The organism is Pseudomonas sp. BGI-2 (assembly GCF_004310295.1).
Classification (GTDB): domain Bacteria; phylum Pseudomonadota; class Gammaproteobacteria; order Pseudomonadales; family Pseudomonadaceae; genus Aquipseudomonas.
The window spans coordinates 26,625-42,298 of sequence record NZ_SISB01000001.1; the positions used below are offsets into that span (position 1 = coordinate 26,625).

The 15,674-nt window shown below is 61.2% G+C and carries 9 protein-coding genes, 1 tRNA gene and 2 pseudogenes; 5 read left to right on the forward strand and 7 right to left on the reverse strand.

Annotated features, from left to right (window positions below; translation table 11 throughout):
• The first annotated feature begins 60 nt into the window (after positions 1 to 60).
• The 3 genes and pseudogenes from phaC to EYC95_RS00140 form a co-directional block, all read left to right on the forward strand.
• Positions 61 to 1,764 carry a class I poly(R)-hydroxyalkanoic acid synthase gene (gene phaC, locus EYC95_RS00135; RefSeq protein ID WP_131058539.1) on the forward strand — a complete coding sequence of 568 codons (1,704 nt, stop codon included), beginning with the start codon at positions 61 to 63 and terminating at the stop codon, positions 1,762 to 1,764.
• A 155-nt stretch (positions 1,765 to 1,919) separates the two neighbouring features.
• Positions 1,920 to 2,323: pseudogene (locus EYC95_RS30075) on the forward strand (isochorismatase family protein); the annotation flags it as partial.
• Positions 2,309 to 3,239: pseudogene (locus tag EYC95_RS00140) on the forward strand (OprD family outer membrane porin); the annotation flags it as partial. The pseudogenes EYC95_RS30075 and EYC95_RS00140, both read left to right, overlap by 15 nt.
• A gap of 8 nt (positions 3,240 to 3,247) precedes the next feature.
• Here the strand turns inward: EYC95_RS00140 and EYC95_RS00145 are convergent.
• From EYC95_RS00145 to fdnG, 7 genes are all read right to left on the reverse strand, one after another.
• A tRNA-Sec gene (locus tag EYC95_RS00145) sits at positions 3,248 to 3,343 on the reverse strand.
• 6 nt (positions 3,344 to 3,349) lie between these two features.
• Positions 3,350 to 5,257, reverse strand: a complete 1,908-nt coding sequence (gene selB / locus EYC95_RS00150; RefSeq protein ID WP_131058735.1) for a selenocysteine-specific translation elongation factor — start codon at positions 5,255 to 5,257, stop codon at positions 3,350 to 3,352.
• Positions 5,254 to 6,675, reverse strand: a complete 1,422-nt coding sequence (gene selA / locus EYC95_RS00155; protein WP_131058540.1) for an L-seryl-tRNA(Sec) selenium transferase — start codon at positions 6,673 to 6,675, stop codon at positions 5,254 to 5,256. The genes selB and selA overlap by 4 nt, the downstream gene beginning before the upstream one ends.
• A 50-nt stretch (positions 6,676 to 6,725) precedes the next feature.
• Entirely contained in the window at positions 6,726 to 7,652 is a 927-nt protein-coding gene (fdhE, locus tag EYC95_RS00160; protein ID WP_131058541.1) for a formate dehydrogenase accessory protein FdhE, read from the reverse strand.
• Positions 7,653 to 7,656: 4 nt separating this feature from the next.
• Positions 7,657 to 8,310, reverse strand: coding sequence for a formate dehydrogenase subunit gamma (locus EYC95_RS00165; protein ID WP_131058542.1), 654 nt, complete (start codon positions 8,308 to 8,310; stop codon positions 7,657 to 7,659).
• Entirely contained in the window at positions 8,307 to 9,242 is a 936-nt protein-coding gene (gene fdxH / locus EYC95_RS00170) for a formate dehydrogenase subunit beta (protein ID WP_131058543.1), read from the reverse strand. The genes EYC95_RS00165 and fdxH overlap by 4 nt, the downstream gene beginning before the upstream one ends.
• Complete coding sequence (gene fdnG, locus EYC95_RS00175; RefSeq protein WP_165557407.1) at positions 9,243 to 12,308, reverse strand: formate dehydrogenase-N subunit alpha; 3,066 nt, start codon at positions 12,306 to 12,308, stop codon at positions 9,243 to 9,245. It lies immediately after the preceding gene.
• A gap of 428 nt (positions 12,309 to 12,736) precedes the next feature.
• Between fdnG and EYC95_RS00185 the strand changes: the two genes are divergently transcribed.
• Positions 12,737 to 13,891, forward strand: a complete 1,155-nt coding sequence (locus EYC95_RS00185; protein WP_131058546.1) for a MalY/PatB family protein — start codon at positions 12,737 to 12,739, stop codon at positions 13,889 to 13,891.
• 307 nt (positions 13,892 to 14,198) lie between these two features.
• Positions 14,199 to 15,542, forward strand: coding sequence for a sodium:proton antiporter (locus tag EYC95_RS00190; protein WP_131058547.1), 1,344 nt, complete (start codon positions 14,199 to 14,201; stop codon positions 15,540 to 15,542).
• Positions 15,543 to 15,674 lie beyond the last annotated feature (132 nt).

Below are 15,674 nucleotides of genomic sequence, written 5' to 3' on the forward strand. Positions count from 1 at the left end.
TGCCGAATTCCGGCACCGCGATTTTTTCTGCCCGGTTTTCCGATGTGGGCAAGGAGTTCCATGGACAATAACGCGCACACCTTCAACACCTTCTGGTCAGGCCAGGTACCGTTCATTGCCTCCTTTGCAGTGCAACAATTACGCCTGTGGGTCAGCACCAATCCGTGGTTCACCGGCCAGGCATACGACGAGTGGTTCGACCTGCCGCGCACCACCCTTGAAAGCCTGCAAGCCGAGTATCAAACCCAATGGGGTGACTTGGGCCAGCGCCTGCTGACCGGTCAGCCGTTCTCCTTTGAAGATCGGCGTTTTTCCAGCGGCAACTGGAGCACGCCGCTGTTCGGTTCCCTCGCGGCGTTCTACCTGCTCAACGCCGGTTTCCTGCTGAAGCTGCTCGATAAACTGCCGATCAAAGACAAGAAAACCCGCCAGCGCCTGCTGTACCTGGTGGAACAAGCGATTGCCGCCGGTGCCCCCAGTAACTTTTTGGCCAGTAATCCCGATGCCCTGCAGCGCGTCGTCGACACTCAGGGTGGCAGCCTGTTCACGGGTCTGTTGCACCTGGCCAGCGACCTGCAGGAAGGCAAGATGCGTCAGTGCGACAGCGGCGCCTTCAAGGTCGGCGTCGATCTGGCCAACACCCCCGGCGAAGTGGTATTCGAGAACGAACTGTTCCAGCTGATTCAGTACTACCCGCAAAGCGAAACCCAGTACCGACGCCCGGTGTTCATCGTCCCGCCGTCGATCAACAAGTACTACATCCTCGACCTTCGCCCGGACAACTCGATGGTTCGCCATCTGTTGCAACAGGGCCACCCGGTGTTCCTGATGTCGTGGCGCAACTTCGATCAGGCCCACGCCGGCACCACCTGGGATGACCTGATCGAAACCGGCATCATCAAAGGCCTGCAAGTGACCCGCAAGATCAGCGGCGAGCAACGCCCCAACTGCGTGGGTTTCTGCATCGGCGGCACGCTGTTGAGTTCGGCGCTGGCCGTACTGGCGGCGCGCGGCGACAAGGAAATCGCCAGCGTGAGCCTGTTGACCACCTTCCTCGACTACCTCGACACCGGTCCCATCGACATCTTCGTCGACGAGCAACTGGTGGCCTACCGCGAACGCTCCATCGGCGGCCAGGATGGCCCCATCGGCCTGTTCAAGGGCGAGGACATGGGCAATACCTTCTCGCTGCTGCGCCCCAACGATTTGTGGTGGAACTACAACGTCGACAAATACCTCAAGGGTCAGAAGCCGATCCCCCTCGACCTGCTGTTCTGGAACAACGACAGCACCAACCTTCCGGGGCCGATGTATTGCTGGTACCTGCGCCACACCTATCTGCAAAACGACCTGAAATCCGGCGAGCTGGACTGCTGCGGGGTCAAGCTGGACCTGCGCGCCATCGATGCACCGGCGTACATCCTGGCCACCCATGACGATCACATCGTGCCGTGGCGCAGCGCTTATGCCAGCACCCAATTGCTCTCGGGGACCAAGCGCTTTGTGCTGGGTGCCTCAGGGCATATCGCCGGGGTGATCAACCCGCCGGCCAGGGAAAAACGCCATTACTGGACCAACAATCGGGTTTCGAAGAATCCTGAAACCTGGTTCATGAATGCCCAGGAGCATGCCGGTAGCTGGTGGAATGACTGGTTCGTCTGGCTGGCAGACCAGGCCGGCGAGCGCCAACCTTCGGTGCTGCACACCGGTAACACGCACTACCCGGCGCTGGAATCGGCACCCGGACGTTATGTGATGCAATGACCGTCTGCCCCGCGCAATGTTGCGCGGGGCTTCGCCCTTCAAGCGTCCTCGCAAAAATCCTTAAACACAGCACACCGACTCAATATCCCCGAGCGAATCTACGCAACCATGGCCTCCTCACTCACCCGTAAGGACCCCGCCATGGCCATCAAACCCTGCTGACCCCGACCGACCACACCCTGATCATGATCGATCACCAGTCGCAGATGTCCTTTGCAACTAAGTCGATCGACGCCGTCACCCTGCGCAACAACGCTGCGCTCGTGGCCAAGGCTGCACGGGGCTTCAAGGTGTCGACCATCCTGACCACCGTCGCCGAGAAGCCAGCATGAACACTTGGGAAGACGAGCGCATTGCCGTCGAAGTCAACGCCTTCGGCAAACAGAAAATCGTCCTCGCCGGCCTCTGGACCTCGGTGTGCATTGTTGGCCCGGCGCTGTCGGCCATCGACCAGGGTTTTGAGGTCTACGTGATTGCCGATGCCTGTGGCGACGTCAGCACCGAAGCCCATGAAATGGCCATGCAGCGCATGATCCAGATGGGTGCCTCCCGAACCACCTTGGCCTTCGGCGAAATGATGGTGGAAACCCCGGTATTCGACACCGCGGACAAATGCCTGCAACCGGAGTACGCCACAGGCTTTTTTGCTGAATAGCCATGAAATCGATGGCATGAATCTGGTTGCCGGTCATTTCACAGCGTTCAAGAACCAGGACAGTTCTTCGGGCAAAGGCAACTTCTACGGCTACGGCGCCAACACGGAGGCCGGCGGCATTACGTTTCTCGGCACCGACCTGTTCACCCAAAGCCCTGTCGGCGGTGCGCTCTATGCTTCAGAACTCGGCGACAGCTGGCATCAGTACTACGCCAACCTGCACCTGAAGCAGTCCGGGGTATTACTCGACGCCAATCTCTACCGCACGCAGGACACCGGCAAAGCGCTGGCCGGTGCCATCGACACCACCGCGTTCAGCCTGTCGGGCAAGTACACCGTCGATGCGCATGCCTTCACCCTGGCTTATCAAAAAATCAATGGCGACACGCCGTTCGTTTTTGTCGGCGGAGACTCGATCTACCTCGCCAACTCAATCAAGTACGCCGACTTCAACGGCGCCCACGAACGCTCATGGCAGGCACGCTACGACCTCGATTTGAGCATCTTCGGGATCCCCGGCCTGACATTCATGACGCGCTACGTCATGGGCAGCCAGATCGACGGCACCCATGCGCCCAAGGGCGGCGCCTACAACCCTTTCGATGAGTCAGCCGGTGAATACGTGCCTGAACAAGGCGATGGCGGCCGGCATTGGGAGCGCGACATCGACCTGCACTACATCGTGCAGTCCGGAGCGGCCAAGGGTTTGTCCTTGCAACTGTCCCATGTGTCGCATCGGGCCAACACGGCGCAGGCGGGCGATGATATCGATCGGGTGTATGTGGTCGTCCAGTACCCGCTGAACTTCGGGCATCTCTAACGAAAAAATGGCGGAAGGCAGCCGGAGTCGAACCTGCCCGGGAACGGATGCCGTCCCCAACCGGGTTTGAAGCCCGGCCGCGCCACCGGGCGCGATTGCCTTCCTTGAAGTCAGTGTTCTGATCCTTGGGCCAGGGCATTGTCGAGGCGGATATGTCGTTTGTCGCCAAAGCGTCGGGTCAGGCCCAGCCGGTCGAAGTATTCGAGAATCTGGATGCTGCGCTTGCGCCCCAGACCCACCGCATCGCGAAACGCCGCAACCTGAATCACCGGGTCCTGCGCGGCCAGTTGCACAAGCATAGCCGCCAATCGGCGGATGATTGCGTCGGTGTAGAACAGGTCTCGGACGACTTGATGCACCAGCCCCAGCCTCGCCATTTTGCGCAGCAGCAGGCGCACCGCCGCTTCTTCATGCCCAAGGTCGCGGACCCACGGCGCATTGAAACCGGCTTGTTCGAACAACGGCTGCAGCTGTTGCCACAAGGCTTCATCGTCTTCACTCAAGCGCACTTGGTGCTCGGGCAAGTGCAGCCACGGGCCGCTGGCAATTAGAGTGCCGCTGGCGAGCAGTTCGTCGAGCAGGCTGATGAACGTCGGCCGGTCCAGCGCGGTCCCGGCGAAGCGGCGCAGGCGATCCCGGTCGGGTCCCATCTGATCCGGTTCGAGTTGGTGGAAACGTGCCAGATGCTCCAGCAACGGCGCTTTCAGGGATTCCCAACGCTCGGCGCTAAATAGCAATGGGCCTTGGCGTGTGCTGATCAAGCGCACATCGGCGGGCAGGCCCCAGGTGTCACGCGGCCGGTTGAACTGTCGCTCCAGGTGCTGCGGATCAAGCCCGGTTTCGCTGTTCACCAATAACGCGGGCAACACGGCTTCCAGATCACTGCATGTGGCGAGTGCCTGGAGTTGCGCCAATCGCTCGGGACTGCGGCGGTGTCGGGTCGGCGCGAACGGGTCGAGTACCCGACCACCGCCGAGGGTTCGTTGGGCGCTCTGGTCACGCACAATCAAAGGATCGCCCTTCACCGCCTGCACCGGCGCATTCAACAGGATCTGCGCCAGCATCCGCTCACCCGGCGCCAGGCTGGAACCCTCCAGCAGCGCCACTCGCCCCGTGACATCCTGGGTGCCGAGGTGAACATGCACTGGCTGAAAATGCTCGAAGGGCCTGGGTTCGCTGGCCAGCAACTGCATCTCGATATCCAGGCGCTGGGTCGGTGCATACAGCCACTCGGCCACCAGCCAGTGGCCACGGTGAATCTGCTCCAGTGCCAAGCGCTCGGCGCTCAGATTCAACGCGACTCGCTGACCTGCAAACCCGGTGTCTGCGGCTTGATTCTGCGCATGCAAGCCTCGCACCCGCACGGTTTTGCCCAGCGGACCGAGCATCAGTGTGTCGCCCACGGCAACCTGCCCGGACAGCGCCGTGCCGGTCACCACAATGCCGGCGCCAGCCACGCTGAACGCACGATCAATCGCCAGACGGAAACCGCCGCTCGTGCTGCGCGAAAGGACATTACGCTGCGCGTCCAGCAACGCCTGTCGCAATGTCTCGACGCCCTCCCCGGTCACGCTCGACAGCGCGATCTGCGGCGCGCCGGCAAACGGTCCGGGCGTCAGCAAAGTTTCGATCTGCTCGCGAACGGCTTGTACTCGGGCGGGATCGACCCGGTCGCATTTGCTGATCGCCACCAATGCCCGAGGGATGCCCAGCAGTTCGACGATTGCCAGGTGCTCGCGGGTCTGAGGCATGACGCCGTCATCCGCGGCGACCACCAGCAACACCAGATCGATGCCCTGGGCCCCGGCCAGCATATTGTGGGTAAAGCGTTCATGACCGGGCACGTCGATAAAACCGGTCAGTGCCGCGCCCGGTTCCAGCGACGCGTAGAGATAACCGAGGTCGATGGTCATGCCGCGCTCGCGTTCTTCGCGCCGACGGTCGCCGGCCTGGCCGGTCAATGCCTGGAGCAACGCAGTCTTGCCGTGGTCGATGTGCCCGGCGGTGCCGACAATCACCCTGGCACCTGCAATTGACCGAGTTGCGCCAGCCACGCGGTTTCGTCATCCAGTTGACGCAAGTCCAGCCACAGCGCGTCGTCGTCAATTCGGCCCAGTACTGGAATGGCCAACTGACGAAACGCGGCCTCCAGCCCCAGCAATTGCCGTCCCCGCAGACGTTTAGACACGTCTGGCCGCAGGCATAACGCCGCGCTCGGCAGCCGAGCCACCGGTTGGCTGCCGCTGCCGATCATGCCCAACGCAGGCAACGCGCTGACGTTCCAGCCTTCGCCCAAGGCCTGCGCCAATGACGGTTGCAGGCGCTCCGCCTGGGCGAGGATGTCGGCTTGCGGTCGGGTCAGCAGGCGCAGACTCGGCAGCCGTTCGGCCAGCCGCTCCGGATCGCGGTACAAACCCAACACCGCTTCGAGCGCCGCCAGGGTCAGTTTGTCGACCCGCAACGCACGCTTAAGCGGATTCTTTTTGATCTTCGCGATCAGGTCTTTGCGGCCGACGATCAACCCGGCCTGAGGACCGCCGAGTAACTTGTCGCCGCTGAAGGTGACGATGTCTGCGCCATCGACCAGTGCCTGACGCACCGTGGGTTCGGCGGGCAAGCCCCAGCGCGTCAGGTCCAGCAGACTGCCGCTGCCGAGGTCCTCAAGCAGCGGCAACCCGTGTTTATGTGCCAGCTCCGCCAACTCGGCCGTCGGCACGCGAGCGGTGAAGCCTTCAATGGCGTAATTACTGGCGTGGACGCGCATCACCAACCCACTGCGCGGGCCGATGGCCGCCTCGTAATCCCGGGCATGGGTGCGGTTGGTGGTGCCGACTTCGTGCAGCCGGACGCCGGCCCGGGCCATGATGTCGGGAATGCGGAACGCGCCACCTATCTCGATCAGCTCGCCGCGGGAAATGATCCCTTCCTTGCGCGCGCCCAAACTGTTGAGCGTCAGCAGCACGGCAGCGGCGTTGTTATTGACCACGGTCACCGCTTCGGCGCCGGTCAGCTCACGGATCAGGCCTTCGATCAAGTCGTCGCGGTCGCCTCGCTTGCCGCTTTGCAGGTCGAATTCCAGATTGAGCGGGTAGCGGGCGGCCATTTGCACTGCTTCGATGGCCTCCTGCGGCAACAACGCGCGACCGAGGTTGGTGTGCAGCACCGTGCCGGTCAGGTTGAACACCCGGCGCACGTGGCTGCGATGCTGCAGGGCCAAGCGCTCGCCCGCCCTGCCGGCCAATACGTCATGGGTAATTTCAACGGCGTCGAGTTGGCTCAAAAGCACCGGTTCGCGCAGGTCATCCAGCAGTTGTCGCAGACTGGCCAGCAGCGCGTCACGCCCATAGCGCTCGGCCAACGGCTGACACGCCGGATGGCGCAGCAAACTGTCGATGGAAGGCAGCCGCAAGGCTGGGCTGGCGGATCTGGCAGACATCAGGCACTCCCGCAAACGTTGACCGTCGCGCCTGAGTGTAGCCGCTGTCCTTACTCGCCTCCGGGTGCCAGCAGAAGATTCGGCGCCGGGCGCACGTAACCTTCCTGCTCCAGCCGCATGTCCAGCATCAGGCTGGTCAGGTCGGTCGAGAGCGCTTCGGCCTCGGCGTCGTTTTCCAGGTACAGCAGTTTCAGGTAGCTGTGGCAGCCGGGGCAGATTTCGGCGCGCAACGGCGCCTGATTGGCGGCGTGGCGGTCGTCATCGAGGCTGACGTATTCCAGGCCTTTGCTTTGTTCGCAATACACGCATTTGACCCGCACCACGTGCCATTCGCAGGCGCACAACGAGCACACCAGATAACGCAAACCGTTGTGTTTGCCGCGATGGCGGATCACCCCGGCCATCGCAGGTGAACCACAGGCCGGGCATTGGCTGAGACTGTCACCGGGTTTTAGTGAAAGGCCTGGCGTGCTCAGCAACCAATGACTGAAGGCGGCCTGCAACGCCGCGCCGAGAAACGGCACCAGCGCCGCCGGCAGCAATGAATACTGGCCGCTGACCAAGGCGATCGCCCAGGCTTTGCGTTGGCCGTAATTGGCGTTGCGCAAGGATGCGACGGCTTTCTCTACGGCAGCGTTTGTCGGGGGCGAATATCGCTGCAAAAAGGCGTCGAGGTACACCAACCAGGTGTCCTCGCGCACCAGACTATCGGCGGCGAACGGTGGCAAGCCGTGTTGCTGGCACACTCGCAGGCGTTCGGGATCGAGCGGCTTAGCCTCCGGCGGATCGTCCAACAGATTCTGTTGCACGCGGCACAGGTCGACCACCAGTCGCAGGTAATCGGCCAGTGGGTGCCCGTCCGCCAGTTTTTCCAGACGCAGCGCCCGCAACGCGAACAGGTTGTTCGGTGGCAGGTGCAGGAACGGCGGTGAACCGGCCGCCGCTTCGATCTCTCCAGGCTCAAGAATGGTTGCCAAGGGGTCATCCTTTTTTGCGGATTGGGTGATCAGGGTTTTCGTCCCGGGTCACTTCCCGATACCAGAGCTCATGGTGCTTCCTCGCCCAGGCGCTGCTGACCCCGCCATGCACCATCGCGCTGACCGAACCTTTGATCCAGATGCCAGCGTAGATGTGGATGATGATGCTCACCACCAGCACAAAACCGGCCAAGGCATGCAGCAGCATCGCCCAGCGAATCGAGGTAATGCCGAAGTATTCGCTGAAGTACGCACGCCAGATCACCAAACCACTGAACAGCAACACCAGCATGCAAAGCAGCAAGATCCAGAACAGTAACTTCTGTCCTGGGTTGTACTTGCCAATCGGCGGCACGCCCTCCTCCTCGTTGCGCATGACCCGCCCGATGCGCCGGAGCCACAAACGGTCATTGCTGATAAAGAAGTTTGCCCGAAAGAACTGAATCACCAGGCCGAGGAACAGCACAAACATCACCACGCCCATAAAGGGGTGCAGGATGCGTGTCCACGGTCCGCCGCCGAACAGGTTGCTGAGCCAGAACAGCGCCGGATGGAACAAGGCCAGGCCCGACAGGGCCGCCATGAAAAACAGGATCGCCACCAGCCAATGGTTGGTGCGCTGGTTCGAGGTGTAGCGCAGGATCTGTCTGCGGATCATGGTCTGTCCTCCCCACGCGGATCAAAGGTGTGCACCGACGGGTCGACTTCATGCACCGCCGGGTCCTTGAGCGGCGGCAGTTCATCCTCTTCAACCAACTGCGGCCCGACGCGCACGTAGTGGAAGAACCCGGCCAGCACCGCCAGGCCCATGGCCAACAATCCCAAGGGTTTGCTCACGCCCTTCCACAATTCCACCAAGGGGCTGATCGTCGGGCTGCTCGGCAAACCGGCGTAGAGCGTCGGCGTGTCCGCGTGATGCAGCACGTACATGACGTGGGTGCCGCCCACGCCTTCGGGGTCGTACAGGCCGGCGTGATCGAAGCCGCGGCTTTTCAGGTCGACGATGCGTTCGGCTGCGTGTTCTTTCATGTCTTCCTTGGTGCCGAACACGATGGCGCCGGTCGGGCAGGTTTTCACGCAGGCCGGTTCCAGCCCCACTGCCACCCGGTCCGAACACAAGGTGCATTTGTAGGCCTTGTGATCCTTTTGCGAGATCCGCGGAATATTGAACGGGCACCCGGTGATGCAATAACCGCAGCCGATGCAATGGTCCTGATCGAAATCGACGATACCGTTGGCGTGCTTGATGATCGCCCCTGGGCTCGGGCACGCCGCCAGGCAACCGGGCTCGGCGCAGTGCATGCAGCCGTCCTTGCGGATCAGCCACTCAAGGTTTCCGGCGTCGGTTTCATGCTCGGTGAAGCGCATCAAGGTCCAGGTTTCTGCGCTGAGGTCTTGAGGGTTGTCGTAGGTGCCGAGGTTGTGGCCGACATCGTCGCGCAACTCGTTCCATTCCGAGCAGGCGACCTGGCAGGCCTTGCAGCCGATGCACTTGGTGGTGTCGATCAGCTTGGCCACTTCCTCTTGATTGCGCACCGAGGACGGCACTGTCGTGGTGGCCGAACGGGCGATGATGTCTTGGCTGGCCATTTAGACTTTCTCCACGTTGACCAGGAATGACTTGGATTCCGGGGTCTGTGTGTTGCCATCGCCGAGGAACGGCACCAGGGTGTTGGTCAGGTAACCGTGGCGCGTGAGGCCGGTAAAGCCCCAGTGCAGCGGGATGCCGATCTGGTGCACCACCTGATTGTTGACCTGCAAAGGACGGATCCGCTTGGTCACCACCGCCACCGCTTCGATATGCCCGCGCTTTGAGCTGACGCGGACCCGGTCGCCGGCCACGATGCCTTTCTCCTTGGCCAGCACTTCACCGATTTCGACGAATTGCTCGGGTTGGGAGATCGCGTTGAGCTTGCAATGCTTGCTCCAGAAGTGGAAATGCTCGGTCAAGCGGTAGCTCGTCGCCGCATACGGATAGTCCTTGGCTACGCCAAGGGAATCCCACACCGAATCGAAGATCCGCGCCGCCGGGTTGCTGGTAGCTTTCTTGTTTTCCGGGTGCAGCGGGTTGATGCCGATCGGCGTCTCGAACGGCTCGTAGTGCTCGGGGAATGGTCCCTCGTTCATCTTGTCGACGGCGAAAAACCGCGCCACGCCTTCAGGGTTCATGATGAACGGATTCATCCCGGCTTCCGGTGGCGTGTCGGCCTTGAAGTCCGGCACGTCGGTGCCGCCCCAGGCTTTGCCGTTCCACCACACCAGGCGCTTTTTCTCGTCCCACGGTTTGCCTTGCGGGTCGGCCGAGGCACGGTTGTAGAGAATCCGTCGGTTGGCCGGCCAGGCCCAGGCCCACCCTTGATGTTGATGCATGCCATAAGGGTCGTTGTTGTCGCGCCGGGCCATCTGGTTGCCGGTCTCGGTCCAGCTGCCGCAGAAAATCCAGCAACCGGAAGCCGTGCTGCCGTCGTCCTTGAGCTGACCGAAACCGGCCAGTTGCGCGTTGCTCTTGATCGTCGCGCCGGTGGCATCGGTGAAGTCAGCGGTGGCATAACCGTTGATTTCCCGCGCCAGTTCTTCCGGCGTGGGTTCGTCGGCGATCTTGTACGGCCACGACAGTTTGAGGATTGGGTCGGGATAAGCGCCGCCCTTGGCTTGATAACGCTGGCGCAGGCGCAGGAACAGCTCGCTCATGATCTGCACGTCGGTGCGTGCTTCGCCCGGTCCGTCGGCGCCTTTCCAATGCCATTGCAGCCAGCGGCTGCTGTTGACCAGCGAGCCGTCCTCCTCGGCGAAACAGGTGGTAGGCAGGCGGATCACTTCAGTCTGGATACCCGCGGTTTCCACATCGTTGTACGGCCCGACATTGCGCCAGAACTCCGAGGTTTCGGTGGACAGCGGGTCCATCACCACCAGCCATTTCAACTTGGCCAACGCCGCCATCACCCGGTTTTTGTCGGGCAGCGCCGCGATGGGGTTGAAGCCCTGGCACAGGTAGCCGTTGACCTTGCCCTGACCCATCAGGTCGAACACTTTGAGGATGTCGTAGTTGGGAATGTCCAGTTTCGGCAAATAGTCGTAAGCCCAATTGTTCTCAACCGTGGCGTTGTCGCGGTACCAGGCTTTCATCAGGCTGACGTGGAATTTGCTGTAGTTCTGCCAATAAGACAACTGCCCCGGACGCAACGGCATTTGCGTGCGCTTGGTGATGTACGCGGTGTAATCCTGCTCGGCGTCGCCCGGCAGGGTCAGGTAGCCCGGCAGCGAGTTGGACAGCAGGCCGAGATCGGTCAGGCCCTGAATGTTGGAGTGCCCACGCAAGGCATTGACGCCCCCGCCCGGCATGCCGACGTTGCCCAACAACAATTGCACCATCGCGGCGCTGCGGATGATCTGCGAGCCGATCGAGTGCTGTGTCCAGCCCAGAGCATAAAGAATCGTCATGGTCTTGCCCGGTTGCGAGCACGTGGCGATTTCTTCCCAGATCTTCTGCATGGCATCGACCGGCATGCCGCAAATCTGGCTGGCCAACTGGATGTTGTAGCGGCTGTAATGCTGCTTCATCAGTTGGTAGACGCAGTGCGGGTCCTGCAGGGTCGGGTCGGTTTTGACAAAGCCGTCTTCACCGAGCTCATAACCCCAGCCGGATTTGTCGGTGTAGGTGCGCTTGGCGGCGTCGTAACCGCTGAAGATGCCATCCTCGAAGCCATACCCGGCTTTGACGATAAACGACACGTCGGTGTAGTTGCGCACGTACTCGTGCTGGATCTTGTCCTCGGTCAGCAGGTAATTGATCAGCCCGCCCATGAAGGCGATATCGGTGCCGGTGCGAATCGGCGCGTAATAATCGGCCACCGAGGCGGTCCGGGTAAAACGCGGATCGACCACGATCAGCCGCGCCTTGTTGTGCGCCTTGGCTTCGGTCACCCATTTGAAACCGCACGGGTGCGCTTCTGCTGCGTTGCCGCCCATCACCAGGATCAGATTCGCGTTGGCGATATCGGTCCAGTGATTGGTCATGGCACCACGGCCGTACGTCGGGGCAAGACTTGCCACCGTCGGGCCGTGTCAGACACGCGCCTGGTTATCAAACCCCAGCATGCCGAGACTGCGAATGACCTTGTGGGTGATGTAACCCGCTTCGTTGGACGCCGCTGAAGCCGCGAGGAAACCGGTGGTCAACCAGCGGTTCACCGTTTGGCCCTTGTCATTCTTCTCGATGAAGTTGGCGTCGCGGTCGGCCTTCATCAGGTCGGCGACGCGATCCAGCGCTTCATCCCAGGAGATACGCGTCCACTCCGTACTGCCCGGCTTGCGCACTTGCGGGTATTGCAGGCGGCCGGGGCTGTGAATGAAGTCCAGCAGGCCGGCGCCTTTGGGGCACAGGGTGCCGCGGTTGACCGGGTGGTCGGCATCGCCTTCGATGTGAATGATGCTTTGCGCGACGTTCTTGGCGGTATCGCCCTGGCTGTACATGATCAATCCGCAGCCGACCGAGCAGTACGGGCAGGTGTTGCGGGTTTCATGGGTGTGGGCGAGTTTGAAATGGCGTACCTGCTCGGCGAAGGCTGGCGCCGGGAGCATGCCCAGCGCGCCGAGGCTCGAGCCAGCAAGGCCGATACCAGCGACCTTGAAGAACTGACGACGGTTGAGGTCCATCGTGCACTCCTGATCAGGTGGAGACCCGGTACTTTTGCCGGGTTTTTCTGGACGATCACGGTGGCGGCAGCGTGGCTACCGACCTTTGAAACTTTAGCCAATGGGAGAAGTGACTGCGTGAAAACCGACCATCGGGCAACACCCGGATATCAGCCACCACACAAAACCTGTGGGAGCGAGCCTTTGTGGCGAGGGGATTTATCCCCGTTCGGCTGCGAAGCAGTCGCAAAACCATTGTTTGCGGTAGACCTGATACACCGCGGTTTTCGATTTTGGGGCCGCTTTGCAGCCCAACGGGGATAAATCCCCTCGCCACAAAGGCTCACTCCCACAGGGATTTGTGCTGTTCGGACCATTACCGTCTCGCTCCCACAAGGCTGGGCGATTATCATGAGCGCCATCTCCAACCGGCCTTTATGAGACTGAGCATGACCTTCGATTTTGATCAGGTGTTCGACCGCCACGACACCGGCAGTACCAAGTGGAGCCGCTACCCGGCCGACGTGTTGCCGATGTGGGTCGCCGACATGGACTTCGCCGCGCCGCCGGTCATCCTTGAAGCCCTGCGCAAACGCCTGGAACACCCGATGGTCGGCTACAGCGTGCCTCAGGAAAATCTGCGCGCCGCCATCGTGGCCGACCTCTGGAACAAATACGCCTGGCGCGTATTACCTGAAGAACTGATCTTCCTGCCGGGCGTGGAGTCAGGTTTCAACATGGCCCTGAAGGCGCTGGTCGAGCCGCAACAAAACGTTGTGGTTCAGGTGCCGAACTACCCGCCGCTGCGTCATGCGCCGGGTCATTGGGGTTTGAACAAGGTTGAACTCGAATTTGACGCGTCGGCTGACGGCACGTACGACACGCCGCTCGCGACCTTGAGCCAGGCACTGACCGGCGGCGGTGCGCTGCTGCTGAGCAATCCGCATAACCCGTTGGGCAAAGTCTTTCCACGGGAAGAACTGCAAGCAGTGGCCGATATCTGCCTGGAACAAAACGCCTGGATCATCTCTGACGAGATTCATGCCGAGCTGTGCTTCGACGGGCGCGTGCACATCCCCACGGCATCCCTCAGCCCGCAGATCGCCAAGCGCACCATCACCCTGATGTCGGCGAGCAAGGCTTACAACATTGCCGGCCTGAAAACCTCCTTCATGATCATTCAGGACTCGGCTTTGCGAGCGAAGGTCAACCACGCCCGTTGCGGCATGGTCGACAGCGTCAATCCGCTGGGCATGGAAGCGACTCGCGTTGCCTACAGCGAAGGCGGCCCGTGGCTGGCCGGGTTGAAGGCGTATCTGCAAGGTAATCGGGATTACCTGGTGGAAGCGGTTCGCCGCCGTTTGCCGGGTGTGACGATCAACATCCCGCAAGGCACGTATCTGGCGTGGCTCGATTGCACCGCCCTGGAGCTGGACAATCCGCAGCAGTTCTTCCTGGAACAGGCCAAGGTCGGACTGAGCCCCGGCCTGGATTTCGGCGACAACGCCCGGCAATTCGTGCGCCTGAACTTCGGCTGCCCGCGGGCGTTGCTCGAAGAAGGTCTGGCGCGTATGGAACGAAGCTTGCGCACCCTCAAGGCCTGATAACACAACAAATTCCTGTAGGAGCGAAGCTTGCTCGCGAAGACGGCGTACCAGTTGACACATGTATGACTGACACACTGCCTTCGCGAGCAAGCTTCGCTCCTACAAGGGTTTTGGGTGGTTTCGGGTATTGTAAACGGCGTCAAACCGATGATGTGATCGCCCTTGTAGCAGCTGGTGAACCCACGAAATAATGAACCCCTGACAATTTTCCCCGCTCAATACCTTTAGCGCCCCACCGCGGGCCGCTCGAGGAGGTCGTCATGTCTGGCCCACAAACGCGGCCCACCCCCAGCGAGAACCGAGCATGAGTTTCATTTTATGGGTGGCCGTGTTGGGTGCTGTACTGCTGACGCTGGCGCTGACCTCGTCATACCTGCGCTGGATGCCGGTGACCACGTCTGCGGTGTGCCTGGTGCTGGGTGTCGGCATCGGACCGGCCGGGCTCGGGCTGTTGAAGCTGGACATCGCTGACGCTTCGATCTGGATGGAGCACCTGACGGAAGTCGCGGTGCTCTTTTCTTTATTTGTCTGTGGCCTGAAATTGCGCTCCCCGCTCAAGCATAAAAACTGGCGGGTCGCGTTCGGCCTGGCCGGACCGGTCATGCTGCTGACCATTGGCGGCATCTGCCTGTTGCTGCATTACGGGCTGCAATTGTCGTGGGGCGCGTCAATGCTGATCGGCTCGATCCTGGCGCCTACCGACCCGGTGCTCGCCGCCCTGGTCCAGGTCAACGACGCGCGGGATGACGACAGCGTGCGGTTTGGCCTTTCCGGTGAAGCCGGGCTCAATGACGGGATTGCGTTTCCGTTCGTGATTCTTGGCCTGCTCCTGCTGCAACACGATGGCAACCCCGGCTGGTTTGGCGACTGGGTACTGCGCAGTCTGCTCTGGGCCGTTCCGGCCGGTTTACTGACGGGTTACTGGATGGGACGCGGCATTGGGCGTCTTACGTTGGTTTTGCGTATCAAGAACGATGACAGCACGCTGTCGCCGAACGATTACCTCGCCCTCGCCTTGATTGCCTTGGCGTACGTCGGGGCCGAGTCAATCCACGCTTACGGGTTTCTGTCGGTGTTCGCCGCCGGCCTCGGATTGCGTCAGGAAGAGGTCAGCTCCACGGGCAATGACGCACTACCGGCCGAGCATTTGGTCCAACCTGTCGTCGGACACCAGAACGTCGAACCGCAGCACGCAGTGCATGGCGATACCGACAACCTTGAAGACACCCAGGTCGCTGCGGGCATCATGATGGGTGACATGCTCGCCTTCGGCAGTCTCGTGGAGCGGGCCATGGAAGTGTTTCTGGTCACCCTGCTCGGCATCGTGCTGATCGCTCACTGGGACTGGCGCGCCCTGCTGGTTGGTGGGGTTTTGTTTTGCCTGATTCGCCCCTTGAGTGTCGCTGTGTTGCCGTGGGGTCGATTGCTCGATTGGCGTCAGCGAATGTTGATTGGCTGGTTCGGCATACGCGGCATCGGCAGCCTTTATTACCTGTTCTATGCCTTGAATCACGGGTTGGGTCAGTCGGTGGCGACGCTGTGTACCGACCTGACCTTGTCCGTGGTTGCGTTAAGCATTCTGATCCACGGAATCAGCACGCAACCCACCCTCGCCTACTATGAACGGCGCAAGAAACAGGTTATTTGATTTCCTTCCTAAGCATTTATCGGCGTATCAAACGAATTTTTGCCTTCAAAAATTTGAAATCTCTGCGCAACCAAGTAGTCACAACTTTAATTCCGCCTGGTTTTCTTGCACGGCGGGACCCGACAGGTTCGG

Bases quoted from the DNA above. Each gene is read 5' to 3' on its own strand.
- phaC (WP_131058539.1), top strand. From the start codon at position 61: ATGGACAATAACGCGCACACCTTCAACACCTTCTGGTCAGGCCAGGTA.
- selA (WP_131058540.1), bottom strand. From the start codon at position 6,675: ATGTCTGCCAGATCCGCCAGCCCAGCCTTGCGGCTGCCTTCCATCGAC.
- EYC95_RS00165 (WP_131058542.1), bottom strand. From the start codon at position 8,310: ATGATCCGCAGACAGATCCTGCGCTACACCTCGAACCAGCGCACCAAC.
- fdxH (WP_131058543.1), bottom strand. From the start codon at position 9,242: ATGGCCAGCCAAGACATCATCGCCCGTTCGGCCACCACGACAGTGCCG.
- EYC95_RS00185 (WP_131058546.1), top strand. From the start codon at position 12,737: ATGACCTTCGATTTTGATCAGGTGTTCGACCGCCACGACACCGGCAGT.
- EYC95_RS00190 (WP_131058547.1), top strand. From the start codon at position 14,199: ATGAGTTTCATTTTATGGGTGGCCGTGTTGGGTGCTGTACTGCTGACG.